28 protein-coding genes are annotated in these 25,138 nt (G+C 40.0%); 15 read left to right on the plus strand and 13 right to left on the minus strand.

Annotated features, from left to right (window positions below):
- Positions 1–106: 106 nt before the first annotated feature.
- Positions 107–1,003, minus strand: a complete 897-nt coding sequence (locus tag ACO1QW_RS11780) for a pirin family protein (RefSeq protein ID WP_486258730.1) — start codon at positions 1,001–1,003, stop codon at positions 107–109.
- A 102-nt stretch (positions 1,004–1,105) separates the two neighbouring features.
- A complete protein-coding gene (locus ACO1QW_RS11785; protein WP_486258732.1) occupies positions 1,106–1,828 on the minus strand; it encodes a pyridoxine 5'-phosphate synthase in 723 nt (240 codons plus the stop codon).
- A gap of 370 nt (positions 1,829–2,198) precedes the next feature.
- Between ACO1QW_RS11785 and ACO1QW_RS11790 the strand changes: the two genes are divergently transcribed.
- Positions 2,199–2,441: a hypothetical protein gene (locus ACO1QW_RS11790; RefSeq protein WP_486258734.1), complete on the plus strand. Its 243-nt coding sequence runs from the start codon at positions 2,199–2,201 to the stop codon at positions 2,439–2,441.
- A 67-nt stretch (positions 2,442–2,508) separates the two neighbouring features.
- On the opposite strand, the gene ACO1QW_RS11795 is transcribed toward ACO1QW_RS11790, so the two are convergent.
- Positions 2,509–2,916: an SET domain-containing protein gene (locus tag ACO1QW_RS11795; RefSeq protein ID WP_182806397.1), complete on the minus strand. Its 408-nt coding sequence runs from the start codon at positions 2,914–2,916 to the stop codon at positions 2,509–2,511.
- Between the two features lie 226 nt (positions 2,917–3,142).
- Between ACO1QW_RS11795 and ACO1QW_RS11800 the strand changes: the two genes are divergently transcribed.
- The 8 genes from ACO1QW_RS11800 (at position 3,143) to ACO1QW_RS11835 (ending at position 9,522) form a co-directional block, all read left to right on the plus strand.
- Positions 3,143–4,978, plus strand: coding sequence for a UbiD family decarboxylase (locus ACO1QW_RS11800; protein WP_486258737.1), 1,836 nt, complete (start codon positions 3,143–3,145; stop codon positions 4,976–4,978).
- Between the two features lie 268 nt (positions 4,979–5,246).
- On the plus strand, positions 5,247–5,417 hold the full coding sequence (locus tag ACO1QW_RS11805; protein WP_486258739.1) for a hypothetical protein: 171 nt from the start codon (positions 5,247–5,249) through the stop codon (positions 5,415–5,417).
- A 2-nt stretch (positions 5,418–5,419) separates the two neighbouring features.
- Positions 5,420–5,689 carry a hypothetical protein gene (locus tag ACO1QW_RS11810; RefSeq protein WP_486258741.1) on the plus strand — a complete coding sequence of 90 codons (270 nt, stop codon included), beginning with the start codon at positions 5,420–5,422 and terminating at the stop codon, positions 5,687–5,689.
- 219 nt (positions 5,690–5,908) lie between these two features.
- Complete coding sequence (locus tag ACO1QW_RS11815) at positions 5,909–6,274, plus strand: hypothetical protein (protein WP_486258743.1); 366 nt, start codon at positions 5,909–5,911, stop codon at positions 6,272–6,274.
- 158 nt (positions 6,275–6,432) lie between these two features.
- A complete protein-coding gene (locus ACO1QW_RS11820; protein WP_486258745.1) occupies positions 6,433–7,356 on the plus strand; it encodes an AraC family transcriptional regulator in 924 nt (307 codons plus the stop codon).
- Between the two features lie 79 nt (positions 7,357–7,435).
- On the plus strand, positions 7,436–7,891 hold the full coding sequence (locus ACO1QW_RS11825) for a VOC family protein (protein ID WP_486258747.1): 456 nt from the start codon (positions 7,436–7,438) through the stop codon (positions 7,889–7,891).
- A 243-nt stretch (positions 7,892–8,134) separates the two neighbouring features.
- Positions 8,135–8,605 carry an RDD family protein gene (locus tag ACO1QW_RS11830; protein ID WP_486258749.1) on the plus strand — a complete coding sequence of 157 codons (471 nt, stop codon included), beginning with the start codon at positions 8,135–8,137 and terminating at the stop codon, positions 8,603–8,605.
- A complete protein-coding gene (locus ACO1QW_RS11835; RefSeq protein ID WP_486258751.1) occupies positions 8,602–9,522 on the plus strand; it encodes a hypothetical protein in 921 nt (306 codons plus the stop codon). Before ACO1QW_RS11830 ends, ACO1QW_RS11835 begins: the two co-directional genes overlap by 4 nt.
- A 53-nt stretch (positions 9,523–9,575) precedes the next feature.
- Here the strand turns inward: ACO1QW_RS11835 and ACO1QW_RS11840 are convergent, their stop codons facing one another.
- Both ACO1QW_RS11840 and ACO1QW_RS11845 read right to left on the minus strand, forming a co-directional pair.
- Entirely contained in the window at positions 9,576–9,974 is a 399-nt protein-coding gene (locus ACO1QW_RS11840) for a YqaE/Pmp3 family membrane protein (protein ID WP_486258753.1), read from the minus strand.
- 75 nt (positions 9,975–10,049) lie between these two features.
- Positions 10,050–11,159: a hypothetical protein gene (locus ACO1QW_RS11845; protein ID WP_486258755.1), complete on the minus strand. Its 1,110-nt coding sequence runs from the start codon at positions 11,157–11,159 to the stop codon at positions 10,050–10,052.
- A gap of 213 nt (positions 11,160–11,372) precedes the next feature.
- Here ACO1QW_RS11845 and ACO1QW_RS11850 point away from each other — a divergent pair, with 213 nt between their 5' ends.
- Positions 11,373–11,993 carry a hypothetical protein gene (locus tag ACO1QW_RS11850; RefSeq protein ID WP_486258757.1) on the plus strand — a complete coding sequence of 207 codons (621 nt, stop codon included), beginning with the start codon at positions 11,373–11,375 and terminating at the stop codon, positions 11,991–11,993.
- A 107-nt stretch (positions 11,994–12,100) separates the two neighbouring features.
- Here the strand turns inward: ACO1QW_RS11850 and nagB are convergent, their stop codons facing one another.
- The 3 genes from nagB to galK all read right to left on the minus strand — a co-directional run bounded on the left by nagB (position 12,101) and on the right by galK (position 16,337).
- The gene (gene nagB / locus ACO1QW_RS11855) at positions 12,101–14,029 is read right to left on the minus strand and encodes a glucosamine-6-phosphate deaminase (protein ID WP_486258758.1); all 1,929 of its coding nucleotides are present in this window, start codon (positions 14,027–14,029) and stop codon (positions 12,101–12,103) included.
- A 110-nt stretch (positions 14,030–14,139) separates the two neighbouring features.
- A complete protein-coding gene (locus tag ACO1QW_RS11860) occupies positions 14,140–15,183 on the minus strand; it encodes a UDP-glucose--hexose-1-phosphate uridylyltransferase (RefSeq protein WP_486258760.1) in 1,044 nt (347 codons plus the stop codon).
- Between the two features lie 2 nt (positions 15,184–15,185).
- Positions 15,186–16,337 (minus strand): galactokinase, encoded by a 1,152-nt coding sequence (gene galK / locus ACO1QW_RS11865; protein ID WP_486258762.1) that lies wholly within the window; start codon positions 16,335–16,337, stop codon positions 15,186–15,188.
- A 215-nt stretch (positions 16,338–16,552) separates the two neighbouring features.
- On the opposite strand from galK, the gene ACO1QW_RS11870 reads away from it, so the two are divergent.
- The 4 genes from ACO1QW_RS11870 (at position 16,553) to ACO1QW_RS11885 (ending at position 19,953) form a co-directional block, all read left to right on the plus strand.
- Positions 16,553–17,260, plus strand: coding sequence for an NUDIX hydrolase (locus ACO1QW_RS11870; protein WP_486258764.1), 708 nt, complete (start codon positions 16,553–16,555; stop codon positions 17,258–17,260).
- A gap of 49 nt (positions 17,261–17,309) precedes the next feature.
- Complete coding sequence (locus ACO1QW_RS11875; protein WP_486258765.1) at positions 17,310–18,227, plus strand: HAD hydrolase family protein; 918 nt, start codon at positions 17,310–17,312, stop codon at positions 18,225–18,227.
- A 2-nt stretch (positions 18,228–18,229) separates the two neighbouring features.
- Positions 18,230–19,165 carry a phosphotransferase family protein gene (locus ACO1QW_RS11880; RefSeq protein WP_486258766.1) on the plus strand — a complete coding sequence of 312 codons (936 nt, stop codon included), beginning with the start codon at positions 18,230–18,232 and terminating at the stop codon, positions 19,163–19,165.
- Positions 19,166–19,245: 80 nt separating this feature from the next.
- Positions 19,246–19,953, plus strand: coding sequence for a hypothetical protein (locus ACO1QW_RS11885; protein ID WP_486258768.1), 708 nt, complete (start codon positions 19,246–19,248; stop codon positions 19,951–19,953).
- An 83-nt stretch (positions 19,954–20,036) separates the two neighbouring features.
- Here the strand turns inward: ACO1QW_RS11885 and ACO1QW_RS11890 are convergent, their stop codons facing one another.
- Together ACO1QW_RS11890 and ACO1QW_RS11895 are read right to left on the minus strand one after the other, a co-directional pair.
- On the minus strand, positions 20,037–20,567 hold the full coding sequence (locus tag ACO1QW_RS11890; protein WP_486258769.1) for a methyltransferase domain-containing protein: 531 nt from the start codon (positions 20,565–20,567) through the stop codon (positions 20,037–20,039).
- A gap of 104 nt (positions 20,568–20,671) precedes the next feature.
- Entirely contained in the window at positions 20,672–20,965 is a 294-nt protein-coding gene (locus ACO1QW_RS11895; protein WP_486258771.1) for a hypothetical protein, read from the minus strand.
- Between the two features lie 304 nt (positions 20,966–21,269).
- Here ACO1QW_RS11895 and ACO1QW_RS11900 point away from each other — a divergent pair, with 304 nt between their 5' ends.
- A complete protein-coding gene (locus tag ACO1QW_RS11900) occupies positions 21,270–21,716 on the plus strand; it encodes a PA2169 family four-helix-bundle protein (RefSeq protein ID WP_486258772.1) in 447 nt (148 codons plus the stop codon).
- A gap of 348 nt (positions 21,717–22,064) precedes the next feature.
- On the opposite strand, the gene ACO1QW_RS11905 is transcribed toward ACO1QW_RS11900, so the two are convergent.
- Genes ACO1QW_RS11905 through ACO1QW_RS11915 form a run of 3 tightly spaced genes read right to left on the minus strand, consistent with a single transcriptional unit; the run spans position 22,065 to position 24,842 of the window.
- Entirely contained in the window at positions 22,065–22,607 is a 543-nt protein-coding gene (locus ACO1QW_RS11905) for a GNAT family N-acetyltransferase (protein WP_486258774.1), read from the minus strand.
- 6 nt (positions 22,608–22,613) lie between these two features.
- Complete coding sequence (locus ACO1QW_RS11910; RefSeq protein WP_486258775.1) at positions 22,614–23,021, minus strand: response regulator; 408 nt, start codon at positions 23,019–23,021, stop codon at positions 22,614–22,616.
- A gap of 12 nt (positions 23,022–23,033) precedes the next feature.
- Complete coding sequence (locus ACO1QW_RS11915) at positions 23,034–24,842, minus strand: sensor histidine kinase (RefSeq protein ID WP_486258777.1); 1,809 nt, start codon at positions 24,840–24,842, stop codon at positions 23,034–23,036.
- Positions 24,843–25,138 lie beyond the last annotated feature (296 nt).

Here is a 25,138-nt window from a genome sequence, read left to right on the forward strand (position 1 = left end):
AACTAAAAGAACCATATGGATGGAATGGTATTAATGAAGTATCAACTGTGGCGAACAAGTTATGAGTGACAAGGTAAAAGTTAGCAGAATCCGTAAATCATAACCCTTAACCTTTAACTGTATTCGTTTTCATCACGGGGTAAGGCACAAACTCATTCTCCTCTCCTTTTATTTTGGGAAATTCCTGCGCTATCCATTGACGTTTTGCCTCTGCAAGTATTTCTTTACTTGTTGCAACAAAATTCCAGTCGATGAAACGTTCTTCGCCGAAAGGCTCACCACCAAAAATATAAATGGTACTGTTTGCGTGTATAGTAAACTCGCAAAGGCTGCTGTCTTTTGCTACAAGTAATTGTTTTGGTTCAAACACTGTTCCTTCACTTTCAATACTGCCTTCTAAAATATACAATCCCGATTCGCCGTACAACTCGCTTCCGATCTTTACTGTTTGCGTTGCTGTACTTTTTATTTCAATCATATAAAGTCTGCTATACACCGGCACTGCCGATTGGTGTCCGCATGCATCACCAGCAATTAATTTATAATGAACTGCCCCATCTGTCCATTCCGGTAACTGATCTTTTTCAATATGAAAAAATTCAGGCTCCATAAATTCAAGTTCTTTTGGCAATGCCACCCATATCTGTAAGCCATGCATGGCTTTAGAAGAATGTCGCAGGTATTCAGGCGTACGTTCAGAATGTACAATGCCTTTGCCCGCAGTCATCCAGTTAACAGCGCCTGGTTTTATTTCCACTTCTGTACCTAATGTATCCCGATGCATAATGCTGCCTTCAAACAAAAACGTAAGTGTGCTGAGGCCAATATGCGGATGAGCCAGCACATCCATATTCTCCCGCTCGTTCATTTGCACCGGACCCATATGATCGATAAAAATGAAGGGCCCAACCATTCTTTTTTCACGGAAAGGCAACAACCTGCCTACCATAAACTTTCCAATGTTCGCCGCACGCTCTTCGATTATGAGATTGATGTTTGACATGGGAAAAGTTCTAAGTTTTGAGTTTTAAGTTTTAAGTTGTTTGCTGCACTTTCAACCTTGTTAAATAATTTTCACAGTCAGTGTATATTTCTGCCTGACAGATTATTCCACATTCAACTGTCGTTTATACAGCTGTACAGCATTTTCATAGCCAAGATACAAGGCATCACAAACCAATGCATGACCAATACTTACTTCGTCAATCCATGGAATAGTTTGCACGAGGTAATTGAGATTTTGCAAATCAAGATCATGACCTGCATTAATACCCAGGCCCATCGAACGGGCACGTGTGGCCGCAACGAGGTATTCCTGCACTGCACTTCGTGGATCATCTGCAAAACGTTTTGCATAACCTTCGGTATACAATTCAATACGATCAGTACCTGTTTCAACGGCACCTTCAATCATTCGTATCTCCGGATCAACAAAAATGGAAGTGCGTATGCCGGCATTCTTAAATACTGTGATCATTTCAATCAGATATTTTTTATTCTGAATGGTATCCCATCCATGATCACTCGTGAGTTGTCCTAATGCGTCGGGCACAAGAGTTACCTGCTCCGGTTTTACTTCCAACACAAGATCAACAAATGATTGCTCACGACAGTTTCCTTCAATATTAAATTCAGTGGTAATGATTTCTTTAATTTGTCGCACATCATCATAACGTATGTGCCGCTCATCGGGACGTGGATGAACTGTTACACCATCGGCACCAAATCGCTGCGCATCAATGGCAGCTTGTAAAACGTTGGGACGGTTACCACCTCTGCTGTTGCGCAGCGTAGCAAATTTGTTGATGTTCACGGAAAGTTTGGTCATACAACAAAGTTAAGGAGAAACAAATCCTGGTGAGTTAAAGGTTAGGGGTTATGAGTAATGAAAGCCCGGCGCTTGCATCAACTAAAAACATTTTATACTTTTAATCAAATGCTGACTATGGAGAATTTTCAATTTACGATGAGCGGGCTTATGCTTTCCTTATTTATTTTTTTGTTGATCGTTATTCCTCTAACTTTTATTATCGCCGTGTGGAAAAGAGAAGATCTTAATCAGGCTTCAAAGATCATGTGGATGATTTTCTTTGTCTTCGCTCCCATTCTCAGCATCATTTGTTATTTACTGTTTGGATATAAACAAAGTCGAAACCAATAACACACTTTCATTTGCATTATTATTAAAAACACAGCACATGACACTTATTAGCTTTGATTGGATGTTGATAGTTTGGTCGTTGTTCGCCCTTCTGTTTTTAGCAGTTTTTATCAGGGCCGTGTATGCAATTTGGGGTAGGGACGATATTCACCAAAGCACAAAACTTTTATGGAGCATTTTTATTGTAGTAGCTCCTATTATCGGCCTCGTTTGTTATGTTATGTTTGGGGGCAGAAGCGATATAAGTTTAGAGGAGGAAAATGAATATCCGCAAAACTGATTGATTATTCAGCTTCACGATCGGAGCTTGCGCTCGCCATTCACTACTCACTACACGCCGCTCTCTTTTAAATAAATCCCCTGCAATTCTTCGCTCCGCATTTACAAGGCAGTTTACCATCATGATGCGTTTCGCCATAATCACAAGTAAGCTCTTCTCCTTTTTTTATCGGGCGTTTGCTGTAGAATTCAACTTGCCGGTATGCACGACGCATATACGTATTGGGATCGCAGGAATGATTGATGTATGATAATGCATTGCGGTTAATGCTTGCATCCAGGGCCACAGGATCATTATCAAATTCCACCATCAGCAATTCACCAGCATGTTGTTGCTTCACCCTGCGCTGAGCTTCTTTATAACTGATGATCTCACCAGCCATATTGCCCAACTTCTTTTTTGCAGGAATGGCTTTCAATGCAAATGCTCCTTTGCCAGCTACCTTGCTTTTCTTTACTTCTATTGGAAAGTTCATGTATTATTTTTTTGCCGTCTGTGACTCAAAACACAAAGATGCGGATAAAACAGTTACGTGTTATGAGTTATGGGTTACGGGTTGTTATAACTTTTACCATTTTGTATTTTCAGACGCCACTTTGCCTTAGAAAGAGCAATAATGAATCATAGGGTGCAACTTTAACTCATACCCCCTAACTCTTAACTTCTATTCAACTCCTTTTCCTCCCCTACCTTTGCTAATTATGGCATACAGCTCACTTGAAGAATGTTTACTCGATCTTGAAAAGAACGGTCACCTTGTGCGTATTAAAGAAGAAGTTGATCCGCATCTTGAAATGGCGGCTATTCATCTCCGTGTGTACGATGCAAAAGGTCCGGCCCTGTTATTTGAAAATGTAAAAGGATCGAAATACCGTGCTGCTTCAAATATTTTTGGCACACTCGACCGTAGTAAATTTATTTTCCGTGAAACATTGGAGCTGGTACAAAAACTAATTGCACTGAAAGGCGATCCTATGAAAGCGCTGAAGCAACCTTTTCAGAATATCAGTACGGGACTGGCAGCTTTCAAAGCATTACCAAAAAAGCAATCTTCTTTTTCTTTTGATAAAATAAAGGTGAGTGATCTGCCCCTTATTAAACACTGGCCAATGGATGGCGGTGCGTTTGTAACACTGCCGCAAGTGTATACAGAAGATGCTGACAAGCCAGGCATCATGCAATCGAATCTTGGTATGTATCGCATTCAACTAAGCGGAAATGAATATGAGCTGAACAAAGAAATTGGTTTGCATTACCAGTTACATAGGGGCATTGGTATTCATCAAACAAAAGCTAACGCCAAAGGGCAACCGCTGAAAGTAAGTTGCTTTGTGGGCGGGCCGCCGTCGCATACGTTAAGTGCGGTGATGCCTTTACCAGAAGGAATCAGTGAAATGACTTTTGCAGGAATATTAGGAGGCAGAAGATTTCGATATGCATATGATGCATTGGGCAATGCCATCAGCACCGATGCGGATTTTGTTATTACGGGCGAAGTAGATCCATTGCAGAATAAACCTGAAGGACCATTTGGCGATCATTTAGGTTATTACAGTTTAACACATCCCTTCCCGTTAATGAAAGTGAACAACGTGTATGCAAAGAAAAACGCTATCTGGGCATTTACCGTTGTTGGTCGTCCGCCGCAGGAAGATACCAGCTTTGGCGAACTCATACATGAACTAACGGGCAACGCTATTCCACAGGAAATTCCCGGCGTTAAAGAAGTGCATGCGGTTGATGCGGCAGGTGTGCATCCTTTGTTACTGGCCATCGGCAGCGAACGTTACACACCCTACATGCCCGCCAAACAGCCTGCTGAATTACTAACCATTGCCAATCATGTATTGGGTACAGGGCAGTTAAGTCTTGCGAAGTTTTTATTTATTACTGCTGACGATACCAATCAATTAACCACGCACGATATTCAGCATTACCTGGAATATGTGTTTGAACGCATCGACCTTGCAAGAGATTTGCATTTTCATACCAACACAACTATCGATACACTGGATTATTCCGGAACGGGATTAAACAGCGGAAGCAAACTCGTTCTGGCGGCCTATGGCGACAAGAAAAGAGAATTGTGCAAAGAAGTGCCAAAGGCTTTGAAAGAATTACAGCAGTTTGAAAACGCACAACTATGCATGCCCGGTGTTGTTGCCTTGCAAACAAAAAAGTTTAGCACTTATGATGAAGCTGCAAAAGAGATGGAGCGGCTTAACCATGAACTATCAACAAAGAACCATGAACTCAATGCTGTAGCCCAACTTGTTATTTGTGATGATGCTTCGTTTACTGCTGCTACATTAAAAAACTATTTATGGGTAACTTATACACGTTGCAATCCAAGTCATGATGTATATGGAATCAATTCGTTTACTGAACACAAACATTGGGGTTGCAAAGGCCCCGTGGTGTTTGATGTGCGTATGAAACCTCATCATGCACCGCCATTAGAAAAAGATCCCGCAGTTGAAAAACGTATTGATAGGTTGTTTGCAAAGGGAGGAAGTTTGCAGGGGATCGAAAGATGATGAATTTGATTTGGTCTAAACATGATGTACCGGAATTAATAAGTTTCACTCAATAAGATATATTTCACAGCAGGTCATATGCTCCCCGACAATTATGCCTGGCACATTTCAATCATGGGAAGCTTCTGCAAGTGTGCTATTGCCCATTTTTAATGTAATATCTGAATAACAATGTCTCTCCAACGCACGCCGATTAACTATTACCATGATTTTGACCTGATTTATTAAACAGTTAGCGGCATATAGTTTGATGTTTTCATAAGAAACAATGGCAACTAAAAAAAAATCAAAAACAAATAAGTTGGGTGTAAAGAACTCATTAGTAAATAATATCAATGCAAGAAAAGAAAAAGGTATAACAAGAAGCAAAGCCGACAAAACTGTATCAAAAAAATCATATGAAAAGATGAAAACCAATTGGAAAAAGAAAACAACTTAATCATGGCAAAATTTAAAATAGAAACAGCAACAGCAAAGGGGAAAAGCTGGAAAGCCACCGGCATTAATCCTGTCAGTAAAAAGAAAATGACCATACAGGGCGGTGTAAAAGGAACGCCAACGGGAAAAAACAACCCTGACAGCGAACGAAGTTTTGATGCAAGACATGATGCCACAGGAATGACACCTAAAAAATATGTAAACAAATTGCGTTGGGACGACAAAGCAAAGACAGGTGATTATGTGAACATACCCAACAAGCTATTTAAATGATGAACAGAAATTATCTTCCTGCCAAATAGCAAAACATAGCTTAGTTTGTTTGATGCTGACGCCTTACTAATCTTTCAAGGATAATTAGAAGTCACTTTCTGCAGCATCGATATGGTAATTTTCCGTCAGCTTCGTAGAGTGGTAAAAGCCGCTTATAGATTCACGCTTGAAGAAAACGAATAAATGAAATACCTTTTACAAAACATTAAATCTTCTGTTATGAAAAAGTATTTATTTATCACATTCATTTTAATTGCGTTCCTCTCCATTAACAGTTATGCGCAACCTTCTGCCACTCCACCTAATGTATTGCAACAGATGAAAGAACAACAAAAGCCCGGCTTGATGGAGAAAGCAGGTCTTACCGAAGCACAGGCAGAAAAAATTATCGAGATCAATTACGAAACCCGCATGAAAGCAGGCCGTGAATTAGAAGGTCTTAATGAAGCCGACCGCACAAAAAAACTGGCAGAAATAAAAGCGGAAAAAGAAAAAAAATACAGCGAGGTTCTTACAGCAGAACAAATAAAAGCGGTGAAAACGTATTATGAAGAAATGGGAAAGAATATGCCGAAGAAAAATTAAAAGTAATTTTTGATTTGTGAGAAGCTGCCACCAGGCAGCTTTTTTATTTGTATCAGGTAGGCCGTAAGCATACTAAAATTAGAGCCATCAACATAATTCAAACAATATATCTTTAATCAGAGTAAAGGCAGGTCTTCTGCCTTTTGAATGACTATAATATGGCCTTACACACATTAGACAGCAAAACCATCGACACACTTCGTGATATTCCTGATCTTATTCCTGTTTACCGTGAATATTACGAGGATTGGAATATTCGGGTATTCGACAGACGAAAGCATGAATGCCGGAATTACATTTCGCCAAACAGGCGTGCTTTCTTCAAGATCTTGTTAGTTACCGAAGGTGTGGGTTTTTTTACCATTGGACTCAATACTTATTTTATAGAAAAACCGACCATCTTATTCATTCATCCAAACGATATAATTTCATGGAAAAATCTTTCAGAGCAAAACAAAGGCTACTATTGTCTTTTTAAAAATACTTTTTTTAATGAACATACACAGCTGAAAACAGCCATTGACAAGTACAAAGTTTTTACAGATAAAACGAAAAGTATCATCTCCCTTACAGAAACAGAAGCAGCTGCTTTAGAACGTATTTTTATAAACTTATACGAAGAGGAATTAATCGCAACCAGTTTTAGTGAAGATACAATGCAGGCCTACCTTCAATTATTGATCATTGAAAGTCTCAAGATCGGTAATTTCCCCAAGCCTGATTCTGTTACAGAAGAATACAAATATGTTCATGAATTCTTCCAACTGCTGGAGCAAACAACAACCGGCATAAATTACGCTACACCCATTCGAATTAAAACGGCAAAGGAATTTGCGGCAAGTCTTTCTGTTCATCCAAATCACCTAAATGCATTGCTAAAGAAACATACCGGGCAAAATATAAGTACACACATAAAAAATCGTTTGCTTGAAGAAGCAAAGGTTCTGCTCCTGCAAACAGATTGGAGCTTGCAGGATATCGGCTACAGTATGGGCTTTGCCGACCAACCTAACTTCAATCTTTTCTTTAAAAAAAACACCGGCATTACTCCTTCTGAATTCCGGAAAAACTTCCATCTTTGAAATTCATAAGATATACTTTTCTTTCAATAAGGAAGCACCCCTACTTTGTTTTCATCTTTGTGTTATAAAAAATAATACAATGACTACAGTAGTAAAAACTCCAGCAACTAATAGCAATAGCAAATTCGCCAGCATGAAAGGCAGTCATGTAGCTATGCGTGTTCCTGATTTTGAAGCAAGCAAAAAATGGTTTATTGAAAAACTGGACTTCCGTGTAATTCATGAATGGCCTTTTGGCAATCTTCAGCTCGCTTACTTAGCTCCTGCCAACGACGATAATTTTTGGATTGAATTGCTTGCAGGAGGGGCACCAGCTAATCAACCTGACTACAGCGACCTTAATGAAAGTCTTCACCAGGCAGGTTATCATCACTTTTGCATTAACGTTGACAGCGTTGACGAAACATTGGCCGAATTGAATAAACGTGATGTAAAAACCGTCGGAGAACCATTCAATCTTGCTGTTATCGGTCGCAGGCTTGCTTTCTTTTCCGATCCCTGGGGCAACCTCATTGAGCTGGCACAGGTTTTATAAAATTTTTTGATTTTTTTCATACGGACAGGAGTAGCAAATTCTACGATTGTCCGCATTTTTTTGTTTAAACCTCTATCACCGGTAAAGGGAAAACCTTATCCAAAATTTCGAGTTGAACAACCATCATTAAAATCACTTTACTTCTTATCTTCATTCTTATTGAAGGGCTTCAGGTAGAAAAAAATCACCTTTCTTTCCGTCGCCAATAATATAAACCAAAACCCACATTAAGAACAAACTACCATGCAAACTGAACAAACCACTACTACTGATTACCTCAGTCTCGAAACCGAACTTGTAAGAGCCAGTACCGGCCAGCGATTTGGAAACTACCTGATTGATCTTGTTTTATTTTATGTGCTTTTCTTTGCCTTCGGCATGGTACTCGTCGTTATTTCGCCTTCCACATTGGAGAATATCGATACCGAATCGACCGGATTCAATTTAGTCGATCGTTTACTGACGTTGCTGATTTACGCTTTATACATGGGTCTTGTTGAGGGCCTGTTCAAAGGCAAATCACTTGGCAAATTAATTACGGGAACCCGTGCTGTAAACATGGATGGAACAAAGATTTCATTTGCTACTGCCTTTGCAAGAGGATGCAGCCGTGCAGTTCCGTTTTGCGCCTTTAGTGCATTGGGAACGCCCTGCAACCCATGGCAAGACAAATGGACCAATACCATGGTGATCGACGAAAAGAAATCGATATGAGTAAAATTATTTCACTCCTCCTTGCTATTAGCATTACAACGTTTACTACTGCACAGATCAATCTAAAAGATTCCTCGGTACAGACAGTTGGCTATTGGGACAAAAAAGAAAAACAGCAATACAGTATTGTAACCGACAAGTTTAAAGTAAAGGCTAACGACACTATTTCAAGAGCAAGACTTACGTATGATGTAGAGATTACCGTTATCGATTCAACAGCAAAATCCTATACACTGGAGTGGGCTTACAGCAATTTCAAAAGCACCAACTCCGACAAACTGCGAAGGAAAGTAGAAGCAGCACAGCAGGGTCTGAAAATCCTGGTAAAAACGGATGAAATGGGTTCGTTTGAAGAAATACTTAACTGGAAGGATGTAAGGGATTATATGCTTAAAACGTCATCATTGCTGCGTACAGAATTCGGGAATGATAAAAACTTTGACATTGTGATGAAGGAACTGGAAAAATTTTACGCAACAAAAGAAAATGTGGAAGCCATAGCCATAAACGACATTCAGCAGTTCTATATGTTTCATGGTGGCAAATACACAAAAGGAGAACCTGCTGAAGGAACTATTGAAATACCAAACGTATTTGGCGGCAAACCTTTTGATGCCAATGTGTTTATTTATTTGGACGAGATCAACACAGAAGAAGACAATTATATATTGCGCTACGAACAGTCTGTTGATGAAAAGCAACTTATTGCCGCCGCTACAGAATATGTAACCAACCTTGCAAAGAAAATTGGAAAACCTGTCCCTAAAGATTTCAACCTGAAAGAAATGGTACACGAAACATTTGTTGGAGCAAGGATACATGAATATGGCTGGCCCATTTACATCATCCTTACAAAAACGGTCACGTCCGAAGACATAGTAAATATCGAAGAACGGGTGATCGAAATAAAAGACTAAAACGAATAGCCGCTTCAAATGAAGCGGCTATTCGTTTTAGATAAGACAGATTTTTATACAACACCAAGTACAACCAATAATGCATATATAACTCCGGGCACCCAAAACAACAATGTAAGTAACAAGCTGATCCAGAATTTTGTATTGATGGCATTTTCGTGCAGGTAAACTGCTAACGGTGGCAATATGATAGCCAACACAACCAACAGAATCGTTCTGTCATCAGCATCCATACCCTTTGCCTTATTTGCTTTAAACAAGCTGATTTGCTTTTTTGCTTCCTTTATTCGCTGCTTCTTTTCTCTGTTAGACAGATCATTAAAATCATTCACGGCTTTATCTACTATGGCTTGCGACACAGGCTCTGTATTTACCGGAACAATAGCATAGGAAGATGATGCAGTGATAAGAGAAAAACAAATAAACACAAGGAGTAAACAATTTTTATTCATAAACAGTTTTACTGCTGAAGCACCAAATTTCAAGCCAAACCGAAACAAGATGACTGTTGATAAGTTATATTTATTTTACTGCAACTCTACTTTCAAATTAAATAGTGATGACTGCAAAAAATTCTGCATCTCCGGTTCCTGGAAAAAAGATGATCGCATGGTTGCTTTTACTTCGTACGTACCTGGAAAGAAAAAACCAGCAGTAAGTATGGTGGTGACATCTGTTTTTTCGCCGGGCAATAATCCTCCCGAGGGCACTGCAACAAATGTGCGAAGGTTCGATCCTTGTGGCAGCTGATCGCTATGCGTTATTTGTGTAATGGAGATAGGTCTGTTGCCACGGTTATACAACTCTCCCACTTTTACCGTTTGTGTTGTGCCCGACTGTAATCCTGTTATAGTGACATGATCGTTTATAAACACTGCCGGTTTTATTACATCTACAATTACACTGTAAGTTTTTATTTCCGCTCCACGTTTTACCGCAACATAAAAACCTTTTGGATAGGCAAGATCGAGTGACAAACCTGTATGCGGATAAACCGTTGCACTGTTTGCAGGCACTTCAAACGCATTTTGTGTATAACGGATTTCATCACCATTATGATCGAACACAGCAGTAAGCGCACCAAAATGAGTACCTGCAGGTACAAATAAATGTATTTTACCAATAGAACCGTTTTCAGGAATAACCTGTGATGCAATCACATCATCGCTCAATTGTGCATTCATCGATTTTAAAAGACGAACCTGCGTTATGGCTAACGGGCCGGCTTCTGCTTCTTCCTGCACTCTTACCCAGTAATGCAGTTGTTTCTGCGGATCAGTTGCAGAAGTAATGCTGTACAGAATTTCTTTGTAGAGAAAATCAGTTGTGCTACCTAACTGCGGAGAAATAATGAATCCCGGTTTTTTAAAATTTGAAGCAAGTGGCGTTAACTGCAAGCCGGTGTTACCTCTTGGTATTTTAATTGTAATAATCCCGGCATTTGTTTCAACACCATTGACGATTGTTGGATGATCAATATCAATAGACGCATAATTCACTTCCGAAAAACGAAAATCATTGATCTTTATGGCTGACAAATCAATTGAAGGTTGTTGTGGCGAAGTTGCTTTTTTACAACCTGAAAGAATAATAAACTGCAGGCATAACATTGCCATTGCGAGAGATAAAAAACGCATAGATGATAAGGTTTATAATTGATTGGCAAAGCTATTTTTCAGGGACCGACATATTTATGTATTCTCTCTGAATTGTGGTTTTACAACCATGAATGGAACAGTAATGGGACGAGCGGTGATACTTTTCTGTGATCACCTATTTTCCCTCCCCTTACATTCATACTTTTATAAAACAAAATCAAAGGCGGGGAAACATCCGTCTCTAACTCAGCTATGAAAATATTATCTGCACTTTTTGCATTAATGATTACAACAAAATGTTTAGGGCAAACGACAAACCCGTCAACATCAGTTATTTTTTTTGACGACTTTGATAACAATGTCAATAACTGGACGGTTGCCGATAATAAAAATGTAAGTGCAAAAATTGAAGGAGGCATTTATTATTTAACTGCAACCGGGCGTGCATACGGAGAAGCGCAGCAAATAAAAGTTGATACAAGAAAGGATTTTCAAATAGAGTCAAGGATAAAAATTGTAAGCGGGGAAGCAGAACATAAAAACTATTACAGTATGCTATTCTGGGGACGGGAAGTGATGAACAGTTACTACTTTACGTTTGCAAAAGATGGGTTTGCTTCAGTTCAGGTTTGTACTGATAAGAACCAAAGTTCCTGTACGCCACGCAAAGGATCGCTGCAAAAAACCATACTGGATTCTGATGCATTTAATGTGTACACTATAAAAAAGACAGATAAAACCTACTCTTTTTTCATTAACGGCACCTTATTTTATACAATGCCCTTTAGCCCTTTCTTCGGAAACTTAATGGGATTTGGTGCAGGCAGAAAAGTTACACTGGCCATTGATTACTTAAAAGTCTCTTACTTATAAAAGAGTTTGTATTAAAAAACTTTCTATAAAAATCATAAAGGCAAAGATTTCACTTTGCCTTTATTCATGAGAGCAGAATTCAGATTGGTCTAATCATATTTAAATCCTTAATAATGCCATCTTACAAATGCTTCCATAGCGGCATATTGTGTTAAGCCAAGTTTACCATACAGATCAGCAGTGGCTGCATTACGTTCTTCAGCACGCTGCCAGAACTCACGGCTATCGCTACCCTGGAATGGCACCATATCTTTTTGCGATTGATGAATAAAAATTCCAAAACGTTTTTTCATCACTTGCTCAGGACTCATAGGTATGGCCATTTCAATTTCTTCCATATTCCATTCCTGCCATGCACCTTTGTATAACCACAACCAGCAATCGTTGATCCATTCATCACCTGCTTCCTTAATTCTTCTTAATGATTCAAGCACTACATTGAAACAAACTAAGTGAGTACCATGCGGATCAGCAAAATCACCGGCACAATACACCTGTTGCGGTTTTATTTTACGGAACAGTTCCATGGTAAGCAGTACATCTTCCTCACCCATTGGTTTTTTCTCAACCGTACCAGTTTCATAGAAAGGAAGGTTTTGAAAATGCCATTGTCCTTCTTTCAAACCAACATACCGACAGGTTGCTGCCGCTTCGCAACGACGAATCAAACCTTTGATCTCACGGATAGCCTGCGTATCAACTTCATTTGATTTTTTCTTCTCAAGATATCCTCTTGCTTCACTCAATATCTTTTTCGATTTATCAGCATCGATACCAAACATCTGTTCAAAGCCCACAGCAAAATCGAGAAAGCGTGTAACAAACTCATCTGTTACTGCAATGTTGCCACTTGTTTGATAAGCTACATGTACTTCGTGACCTTGATCATGTAAACGTTGAAACGTTCCACCCATGGAGATAATATCATCATCTGGATGCGGTGAAAACAGGATCACTTTTTTGGGATAAGGATTGCTGCGCTCAGGATGATGTGGAATAACTGCGTTGGGTTTACCACCAGGCCATCCTGTAATACTATCACGCAACATATAATAAACCTGGAGGTTAATTTCATAAGCATCCCCTTTCTCTACCAGCAGGTCACTTAAACCATATTCATTATAATCTGTATTGGTTAAACTCAAAACCGGTTTACCCAATTTCAACGCCATGTTTACAACAGCACGCTTGATCATCTTATTCGTCCACTCACATTCACCAGTGAGCCATGGACTTTTATAACGGGTAAGCTCAGCCGCAGCCATTTCGTCGATCACAAATGTTACATCATCATGATTCTGCAATAACGATGCAGGCACATGTTCTGTATCATCGCCTTCAACTGATTGCTGAATAACGGGTGCCTTTGTTGGGCCCCATGCCATAAGGATGATCTTTTTTGCTTTCAGAATTGTACCAATACCCATTGTGATGGCCAAACGTGGTACTTCACTGATGTTGGCAAACTCGTAACTGTTTGCTAATCGTGTAGAGTTGGTAAGTGTAGTTAACCTTGTTTTGGTATACACGCTTGAACCCGGTTCGTTAAAACCAATATGACCATTCACACCAATTCCTAAAACCTGTAAGTCCACACCACCCGCATCTGCAATTTTTTGATCATAAGCAGAGCAATGTTGTTTCACATCTTCTTTTGCGGTGGTACCATCAGGAATATGACAGTTGTTTTGATCAATATCAATCTTATCAAACAACTGTTGCTTCATAAAACGATGATAGCTTTGGATCGCATCACGTTCTATAGGATAATATTCATCGAGGTTAAACGCTATTACATTCTTAAAGCTGAGACCTTCTTCCCTATGCATACGCACCAACTCAGCATATAACGATTTGGGAGTAGAACCGGTAGCAAGACCCAGCACACATTTTTCGTTCTTTGCCTGCTTTTCACGAATAAGATCGGCTATTTGCGTGGCTGCAAATGCCGATCCTTCCTTTGCGTTGTTAAATATTTTGGTGGGAATTTTTTCAAAACTATCGAGCAGATCCATGGAAGCAGTCTTTCGAGCCATTATCTTATTGTTTAAATAAGGCCCAAATATATCCAATCCATCCGGAAATGAGTTGGGGAAACGTTTGCATAAATTTATTTAGAGCTCATGCTGTCGTTCACAACTAAGCATTACTTTTTCGAATAATGAACATCCGATAGTTTCTGCAAAGTAGCTGCTGCTGCCTCTGCTGTAATATCCCGTTGCGGATTCGCCAGCATTTCATAACCCACCATAAATTTCTTTACCGTTGCACTTCTTAACAAAGGCGGATAAAAATGCATATGCCAATGCCACTCTGCATGATCTTCACCATCGTTAACAGGTGCCTGGTGCATACCTGCACTGTAAGGAAATGAAATATTGAAAAGGTTATCGTACTTAGTCGTTAAATCTTTTAGAACAGAAGCCAGTGCTTTTTCTTCCTCAGGACTAAACTGCAAAATAGTTTGCACCTGTCGCTTGCTGATGATCATGGTTTCATAAGGCCATACAGCCCAATACGGAACCAGCGCCACAAAATGTTCATTCTCCACTACAATACGCTCCCGCTTTTGCAGTTCAAGGTCGAGGTAAGCGCTCAGCAAACTTTTTCCATGCTGTTCATAGTACTTTTTTTGCTGCGTGGTCTCTTTTGCTAATTCCAAAGGCAACGAAGAAGAAGCCCATATCTGACCATGTGGATGAGGATTACTGCAGCCCATGATCTCGCCCTTGTTCTCAAATATCTGGATGTACTTGATATGCATGTTTGCAGAAAGAGATTTGAATTCCTCCTTCCACAAATCGATCACTTTTGTAATTGCTTCTTCTTCCATTACAGGAAGCGTAAGACTATGATCGGGCGAAAAACAAATGACCTTACAAATACCGCTTTCACTTTTGCTCACAAGCAAACCTTCATTATTTTCTCCTCCATCGGGTGTTGCTGGCAACAACGCCGAAAAATCATTGGTGAAAGCATAAGCACCTGTATAAGCAGGGTTCATACTTCCATCGCTGCGTTTATTGCCGGGACATAGATAACAACCCGGATCATAAGAAGGCCTGTTATCTGCAGGCAATGTTTCCACTTTTCCCTGCCACGGCCGTTTCATGCGATGCGGTGAAACCAATATCCAATCACCTGTAAGAATATTTAAACGTGTGTGCGAATGCTCTTTGCTATCAAACATAATTAAATGATTTCGGTTCCATTTTCAATGGAAGCAATGTAATAATCGAGTTGCAGACCGGTAGCTTTTTCATAAGCAGGTTTCACATCAGCAATCAACTGATCAATGGCCCACTCCTGCACAAGGTTAATGGTGCAGCCACCAAAGCCGCCGCCCATCATACGTGCACCAATTACTTCTTTACGGTTACGTACAAAATCAACAAGGAAATCGAGTTCTTTACAACTCACTGCATACATCTTGCTGAGACCATCATGGGTGGCAAACATCTTTTTACCCAATGCAGCAATATCGCCACGTTGCAGATCCTCACAACCCGTAAGCAAACGATCTATTTCTTCCACAACAAAGCGGCTGCGTTGATCAATGGTTTTGTCTTTTGGTAATACATATTTGTCGAGCATATCAATAGTGGCGTGTCGCAATGATGTTACTTCAGGATGATGTTCCTGTATCCATGCAACTGCCTGTCCACATTCTTTGCGGCGGGTATTATATTCAGATGAAGCAAGCGAATGTTTCACATTTGTATTGAGCAATAAAATCTTTATCCCTTCAAGTTTAAACGGAACATTTTCATATTCCAATGAACGGCAATCAAGTTTTATCACATGATCCTTCTTACCCATCATCGATGCAAACTGATCCATAACACCACACATGACACCTGCATATTCATGCTCGGCTTTTTGCGCCATCAATACCATGGTAACACGATCAAGATTTGTTTGCAGTAATTCATTCAACGCAAATACCATGGCACATTCTACAGCTGCCGATGAAGACAAGCCTGCACCAATAGGTACATCACTTGAAAGCACGGCGTTAAAGCCTCGTAGTTTGATGCCACGTTTTAAAAATTGCGCAGCTGAACCAAGTAAATAATTTGGCCAGCTTACATCACCTACAGGTTTTAATTCTGCAACGGTAGTGGTAAACTTTTCTTTCAGATCCATTGCGGTAAGATGTATGGTATCATCATCACGAAGTGATAAGGTAACATAAGCAGCTTTATCAATAGCAGCAGGCAACACAAAACCTTCGTTATAATCGGTGTGTTCACCAATAATATTTACCCGACCCGGAGAGCGCACAATGATTGCAGGCTCCGCCTCATGTTGTTGGCTGAACGCTGCTTTTAATTTTTCTTTCATATAGCTTCTGTTTGGTACAGGTTTATTTGTTTGATGAAAAAGCGCAAGACTGAGGCCAAACTAAATATCCTGTTCGTTAATGATTAAGAAAGGGCGGAGAGTAGAAACTGCCTGCCGACTATTGATTATGACCCTTTCGGGTGCAACAAAGTAAAATAAAATTTTTTAACTGTCAAAACTACAGTTATTTTTACTTGCTAATAACCGTTAATACTATGGATCGTTATCCTGAACAGGCCAGGGTTTTTATGGCTGTTGATTGCATCATTTTTGGGTTTGATGGAAAAGAATTAAAAATCCTGCTGGTGCAACGTGCACTGGAGCCCCAAATGGGCAGCTGGAGTTTAATGGGTGGTTTTGTGTTTAATAATGAAAACATTCAGCAGGCCGCAGCACGTGTGTTGCAAACCCGCACAGGTTTATCCAATGTGTACCTCGAAGAATTATCATCGTTCAGCGAACCAACACGTGATCCTGTTGAGCGCACGGTATCGGTTGCCTTCTTTGCATTGATCGATATCAACAAATACAAAAAGCAGATCACTGATGATTTTCATGCAGGGTGGTTTGCCATCAACAATCATCCTCAACTTATCTTTGATCATAAGCAAATGGTGGAAAAAGCAAAAGCAAGATTGCGTTATAAAGCCGCCTTCCATCCCATCCTCTTTGAATTACTGCCATCAAAATTCACTTTGCCGCAATTGAAAAGTTTGTATGAAGAACTGTACAACATTGAAATGGATAACCGCAATTTCAGCAGGAAAATTCTTTCCATGAACCTGTTGGAAAAACTTGATCAGAAGGATAAAGAAAATTCCAAGAAAGGTGCCTGGTATTACAAAATGAACCGGAAAAATTACAAAGCCAACTTTCATGCAGTTGCTACCATTATCCCCAATCCCGACATCTATTATTCGTAGGGCCATTTTGCTGCTGGCATGATTGGCAGAGCTTTTGCATGGCTATGCTATGACCTTGACAGAAGAACAGCTCGAACGCATTGAACGTTTTTTTTCACAAAGCAAGTTCAGCACTAACGGGGCAGTAATTACTGATCTTGATGGAACGGCTGTGCATGAATTTGAAGGAAGAACCATCATTCATAAATCGGTGGGTGTGGGTTTGAAAAAAATCTACGATATCGGTCGCCCCATCGTTATCAATACACTTCGTTTTCCTCTATCCGTTATACGAACATTTGCGTTGGACTGGTATACTATTTCCAATGCGCCCATCCCGGTGGTGTTGCTAAACGGAAGTCAGTTGGGTTATATCATTAAAGTAGAAAATGAATTTGCATTTGAACAGTTGCAATGCACACCATTATCGGCAGAAGAAATTAAAACTGAAATAGCCAATTTGCAACAGTTTACCAGTGACGGCATCCAGGATATCATTTTGTTTTATTATCCCGAAGATTGGAAAAATGGGGAAATAATCTGGACTCCCGATCCGCAACGCATTCCCCATTTGCAAAAAAAATATACCAGTGCTTCATCGGTTATATCCATTTCTTTGGATGAACTGCAAACGGAATTATTAAAAAATCCTGTTTGTATGCTCCTGGTGCTGGTAGATATACCAACCGATAAATTAATGGCCTATCAACATACAAAAAGAAGTCATTTTGTTACGCACCAGGGAGTTGATAAACTAACAGGCACTGGAAAAATAGCAAGCCTTCTTCATTTTGATCTTGAACATTCTGTTGGCGCAGGTGATACAGATATGGATAATTTTTTAAAAGCAGTGGGCATGTCGGTGCATATTGGAAGAAAGAATTTACCTTTTGAAGGATTAAAAGATACACTGAGGCTTCGTGATTTTGTGGAGTACGGAGATCTGTTGAATCAATTCGCTTATTTGCAAACCAACCTCGTAAAATAATCATGGCAAACCGCACTACCTACAACATCCACAAACACGAAGAATTTACACGACAGGTTATCTATCATCATTATCCAAAAAGAAGATTGACGATAACGGCACTTAGCGGGGGGCTTACTAATTATGTATATGCGGTGAAAGCTGGCAAGGAAGAATTGGTTGTGCGTATCAGCGATAGTGCTGAAAAAATTCACAGCTTTCAAAAAGAGCAATGGGCAGTAGCAAAAGCAAAAGAAAAAGGCGTGCCTGTGCCCGACATACTCGAAGTGGGCAACAACATCATCCCCTTTCCATACATGATCTCGAAAAAAATAAAAGGCGATGTAGCAATTCATCATGAGAAACGGCTGCATATTATAAGAGAGATCGGTCGTTATGCAGCGTTGATCCATACCATTCCCACCAATGATTACGGGCATGTATTCGATTGGTCGCCAAATACACTGTCGAAAAATAAAACATGGAAAGAATACCTCGATTGTGAGTTGAATGTAAATGCACGGTTAGAAATCCTGCGGAAAAATAAAATCCTCCCACCATCGATGATCGGCAAAATAACAAGGGAACTGGTAAAGATGAGAAGATGGAAACAATCACCTTGCCTGCATCATGGCGACCTGCGTTTAAAAAATGTAATGGTGGATCAAAAAGGAAAGATAACAGCCATTCTCGACTGGGAAAATTGTATTTCCAGCATTGGTTCATACTGGGATACTTCTATTGCCTTACACGATCTTTCCATTGATGCCCAATGGCGCTACCTCGATGGTTATGGTTTACCCGATAAAAAAGTTGCAGACATGTCGGGTGCGGTTAAAGTATTTAACCTTCTTAACTATGCACCCGCCATACAACGAATCATTGACCAAAAAGACAAAGAGAAATTAGGACATTACAAATTAAGGTTGAAAGGGGTGCTTGATTTGTTTTCGTTATAACTTTTTAATCGAACGCTTGCAAATGTTAAGTGAAACAGGTAGTTTCAGTAATCGCAAACTCCACCTGTTAACAACATACCATGCAAAAAGCGTATCTCAACACAGCCATTTTTGTATTCGTTATTTTAATTGCCGTACAGTGGGGCTTCTATCAATCTTATACAAGTCACTTTCCAAATTTTAAAAATATAACTCCCCTTATTCATGTGCATGGAGCTTTACTCATGACATGGATGCTGTTACTGATTGTTCAACCTCTACTCATACATACGGGCAAGGCAATTCTTCATCGCACCATTGGAAAAGTTTCCTGGGTATTGGGGCCACTCATCATCATCTCGCTTTTTCTCATTGGCCGTGGAGGTTATTTCAGGGGATTGGCCGATAACAGAACCGAACAGGAAATGCTTGGCTTTATTGTACTTGATATGCGTGGATTTCTATCCTTCGCTATTTTTTGGACACTTGCAATGATCACCCGCAAATTGCCCGATTCACATATGCGCTATATGATTGCAACGGGCATTCTTGCAATTGGACCAGGTGTGGGGCGTGGACTTGGTGCCAGTTTCGGAATGAATATTTATGAGGCCTTAACTATTACCGATGTGATAGACCTTGTGATCGTTGGCATTTTACTGGCTGTTGACATATACAGGAAAAAAAACTACAAACCCTTCCTCAATGTTTTCATCGTGCTGCTTATCGGCTCTGTTTTATGGCAGCTGCGGGATACTGCTTTATGGCAAACATTTGCAAAAAACTATGTGGAATTGTTTTACAGGTAAATCAAAGCGAATAACTACACGGTTTCAATCGCATAAAAATGAAAGGTTGGCACATCGCCAACCTTTCATTTTTTTTTTAGCCACTACCCTTTCTTAATATGTAAAAACAGGTTGATCCCTTCCGGCTCTCTTCCTACATGAACCTGTGAAGGCTGAGCGCCCGCAGCTATTGCCAATTCAATAAGTTGCTCTTCACTGCGACGGTTCAATATCCAATCGCCCACCATTTCCATGTAAATACGACTTGGATTCTCATCGTTGAAATTGCCGATTATAATTTCACCGTTATGAGTTGCAAACTCCATCAGCTTTTTCAACACAAGAACAAAACTGCGGTCGCAGAAATAATCAAACAAGCCTGCCGACCAAACAATATCAAACTTCTCTGTTGTACGAAATTTAAAAATGTTTTTATTGATAAATCTGATGTCGCCGCCATGCGAAGCATTAATAATTGTGGCATGTTCAATAGCCCGGTTATCCATTTCAACACAGGTAACCTTCATGCTTTCCGGTCGAATGATTTCAAACAATTCTTTCAGATCTCTTGCCGGTCCACTCGCTACATCAAGTAACTGCAAATGCTTACCTGCTTGTTGTATACGACTTGTCATGATGCTCTTAAAATAATCTTTCCTGTTACGAACAGCTTTGGCAGCTACATGCTCAAGTGAATAGCAATCCCAATGATAATAAGCTGTTGAAGATTGCGGCTGGTTCAGGTAATGCGCTCAATGATCATAAAGTCGCCGGCATAACCATACGGTTTGTTGCGAATATGCCCCATCACCGATTCACTCTTGTGTAGAAAAGCGCATTGTTGCAATAAGTCAACTCCGGTTTCGGCTGGCAATTCACCTGTCTTCAATTTTCTTCCTAGTTCTTCAAACAGGTAATCGGCATAAGCATACTCATGCGAACGGGGACCACCTCGTTCAATGAATGTTTCAATTTCAGATACAATAAAATCCTTTTGTACAATTTGTTGTAATACAGGGCTTGTTTTGTGCATTGTGTTTACTTTAGGTTATTACGATGATATATGTTTTTGTGAAACAATGTTTCCATTGCTTTTTACTCACACAAAATTGTAAACAGGAATACACATCAACAATTAAATACATCCGAACTGTAGAAGAAAACAATTGAACAGGTAGTGAATGTTATTCGAATGCGAAAAAGACATCAGTAATACGCTATTATTTTTTGTTTTGATGGGTTGATATCCACATCAACCAATTTTGGTATGCTATTTTCAAGCATACATAGTGGGAATTGTAAACCCCAACCTCATTAAATTTTTTAAACCAATAAGCATGAAGGAAAAAAATATTGTAGAAGATTTGATCCAAATCAACCATGATCGCATTGCAGGCTACCTGAAAGTAACCGAGCAAATGGTTGAACCAAGGCTGAAACATATGTTTGCAGCAAAAGTGGCGCAAAGCCGTTTGTTCGTTGACCAGTTAAAACAACGGGACCTCATCTCAGGGCCAAACCCTGCAGAAAATGAGCACAAACCCGGAAAGATCTACAGCACATGGGTAAATCTTGGAGCTACATTCGATTGCGCTGATCACCAGGCTGCACTTGATTGCTGCGCTTTTGGCGAAGACGCAACCTTAAAAGCGTATGATAAAGCGCTTGAACATGATATTGATTTGCCATTGCGTTCACTACTCATTGAACAGGAAAATGGTTTGCGTCAGTCCCATGCAGAAGTGAGGAGTATGGCCGAACAACAGGTAAGGGCCTGCATGTGAAAAACGGGTGATGTCAGTGAAACGGTATGGCACAACATTTGGGTCACCTATTAAAACATAACACTATGGACAACCCTAGCAAAAAGAAAGCAGACGCAAAACGTGTCAGCAAGCAACCACACGAACAAGCGTATCAAAAACGTAGAGTCTCGAAAAAGAGTTCATCTGCTGATGAAGGGAGATCTGATTCTGATATGAATATGAGATCAAGACCCGATTCAGGCAGTGAACGAAGCAGAGGTCGTTAATTGATCTTGTTGTGTGAAATCAGCTTTGCTGAAGGCTTTGCAGGCCTGTTGTTATCTTCGGTGACAACAGGCTTTTTTATGCAGATGAAGTAAGATTTTGTTATTGCGTATGATTTGAATTTGTTAAACAGTAACAGATTAGTTCAGGTTCAGCGTTATCCGATTCATTAATTGGTTCAAAATAAAATTTATACAATAGTTGTAGAGAACGCACATTTTCTCTATGACAACATGCTTCAATTGTTTGAACATTCATCGTCGTGAATGAAAAGTCAATCACTTTTTCTACAGCCTCTTTCATGATTCCCTGCCCTTGAAAGTTTGTTAGAAGCTCATACCCTATTTCGCACTTCTTATTATCATCCGAAAAATTAAACAGGCAAATAGTACCGGCAAATAAGTTGTTGTCATTAAAAGTGATTGCCCAATAAAAGGAAGCGCCGGCATCAATACTGGCATTGATCTTTTGAATAAAACTCTTTGCATCGTCAATACTGTTACTTGGTTGCCTGCCGAGATACTTATTTATCTCGCTGTCGGAACGCAAAGTAAAAATCTCCGGTGCATCCTCAATTCTTAATCGTCGTAGCGTCAGTCTTTCCGTTTTCAGTACGGGGAAAGCGTTGTAAAATTTCCTTTCCACGGTGAATTATAAATGATCAGGGAAATGTTCAACCAATATCTCTCTCAAAATTTGTTTTGACAAAGGTTTTGTTTCAAAGCCCGTTACGTCTTCAATTTCTTGTGCTTTTTTAATATGATCAGGATTGGCTGAAGTAGTTAAGATCACCAGTACCACTTTTGCTTTTTGTTCCTTGCTCAAATGTTTGTATTGCTCCAGAAATTCCCAACCGTTCATCCGGGGCATGTTCAGATCCAGGAAAATAATTTCAGGTGGAGTTTGATTTTCTCTTTTCAGGTACGCCAACGCTTCTAAACCATTCAGGGCAATATCAATACGGTTCACAATATTCATTTCATCAATGATGATCTGGTGATACATATTATCATCGGGGTCATCATCAACTAACAAGATACAATCGAGTTTCTTTCTCATAAGCAGTTGGTTTTACGTTTTTGGTAAGGTGAAATAAAATGTGCTCCCTTTCCCGGGCTCCGATTCAACCCACATTTTACCTCCATGCAGTTCAACTATTTTTCTGCACTGCGCAAGGCCAATACCCGTGCCCGGAAATTCCCTGCGACTGTGCAATCGTTGAAAAATAATGAAAATTCGTTCATGATACTCTTTTTCTATACCAATTCCATTATCACTAATGGAAAAAAGATGTTCCTTGCCTTTGGTAACGGCCGAAATATAAATCTGTGGCTGGGTACCCGGCTGCTGAAACTTGATGGCATTGCTCACCAGGTTTTGAAACAGAGACCGTAAATGAAAATATCCTTCCACAACGGGCAATGCCGACACCTCCACCACAGCCCCACTCTCTTTAATACTGGCCGACATAGATGCCAGCACTTCATTCACTAATTCATTACAGTCAATTTTGGTTTTCGCCACATCATTACCCAAGCGTGAATATTCAAGCAAATCAAAAATGAGTTGCGACATGCGCTTCACACCACCTGTAATAAGACCCATGTAATCATGCACCGCTTTATCAGGATGCGTTTCAAGCTTGCCGGCCAGTAACGAAGAAAAATTGGTCACACTCCGCAGCGGCTCCTGCAAGTCGTGCGAAGAAACATACGCAAACTGTTCAATCTCTTTATTCTTTCGTTCAAGCTCGGTGGCATACGCTTTAATTTTTTGCTCCGCCTTTTTTTGTTCACTCACATCCAGGTACGAATTGATGGTATATTTTTTACCATCGATTTCAATCATATCGTAAAAGAGCACTGCATAAAATGTCTCACCATTCTTTCTTGTGTACAACACATCCAAACCAGTATTGCCCATTGCTTCTTTTAACTTCTCCAGCAATTTCTCCCGCTCTTCATGCGATAGTGCCCTCAGTTCCGCTAATGATCGTGTTTCATTGATGTACGAGAGCAGGATAGGATATACTCTTGCCTGTTCTTCGGCCGATAATAATTTCAATTCATCGGATGTGCTGCCTATTACTTCTTCCCTGCTGTAGCCAAACTGTTTGTGAAAAATACTGTTCACAAACACAATTTTGTTTGTACCGATTTCCGAAACCGTCATGGCCACCGGGTTTTCATCAAAGATCTTAAAAAAGCGTTCGCTTGAAACAGCCAGTTCTTTCTCCACCTTTTTTCTGCGGCTGAATTCTTTTGAAAGAATGATCGCAAGCAAAACAGTAATGAGCAGCGCTAAAATTCCCTCAAACAGAAATACAAATTTTGCTCGTCCTATACTCGCCGCTGTGCTTGCTGTTCTTGCTTCAAACCGTTGAAGTTCCACTGCCTGCATTCGCTTGTTCAGCGCTCTTATTTCGTCCATAATATGCTTGCCCTCGTCTGAAACCATAATGCGTGCAATCTCCTGTCGGTTCCCTTTATTGGTTAAGGACACGAGTTTTTCGATATATGCAAATTTTTGCTCAATCAGATGTTCAAGTGTGTCTAGGTTCTTTTTCTGGGCCGGGCTATAATTTAAGAGCGACGTTAAAAAGCCGGTAATGGAATCAATGTTCCGTCTTGTTTCAGCATAAGGTTCCAGGTAACTGGAGTCAGCAGTAATAATAAAACCCCTCTCTGCAGTTTCGGCGGAGAGCAATAAAGCAAAATTATCTTTTAAGGTAATGATGGCGGTACGTGTTTGCACCTGAATCGCCAGGTTGCTCTTTACTTTTTCAATGGTGAATATGGAAAAGAGCATGGTCCCCGATAACAGCAGGAGAATTGCTGTAATCATGCTGATGATCCTTGTTTTAACGTTGGGCAGTTTCATGTACAGCCGGTCCTGGTTTTACAAAATGAATAAATGTACTGGCAAAATGTTTATTACATGGGGTATGGAAAACTAGAGACAATTGTGCGAAACACAAAGTTGCTGCTGGCAGCATAAGTAACAACTTTTTTTTTGTGTTGCAAAGCTGTTTTGCATCAGAGTTTGGGATATAGGTGTTTATTTTTTATTTGAAATTGTTACTGAAATAACAGGACGTTGTTCCAGCTTCTGTTTCTGCAACAACTTTAAAAAGAAGTGTAGAAGTTGTTCACTTAAAGTGCCGGCTCAAGCCTGCC

The organism is Lacibacter sp. (assembly GCF_057361365.1).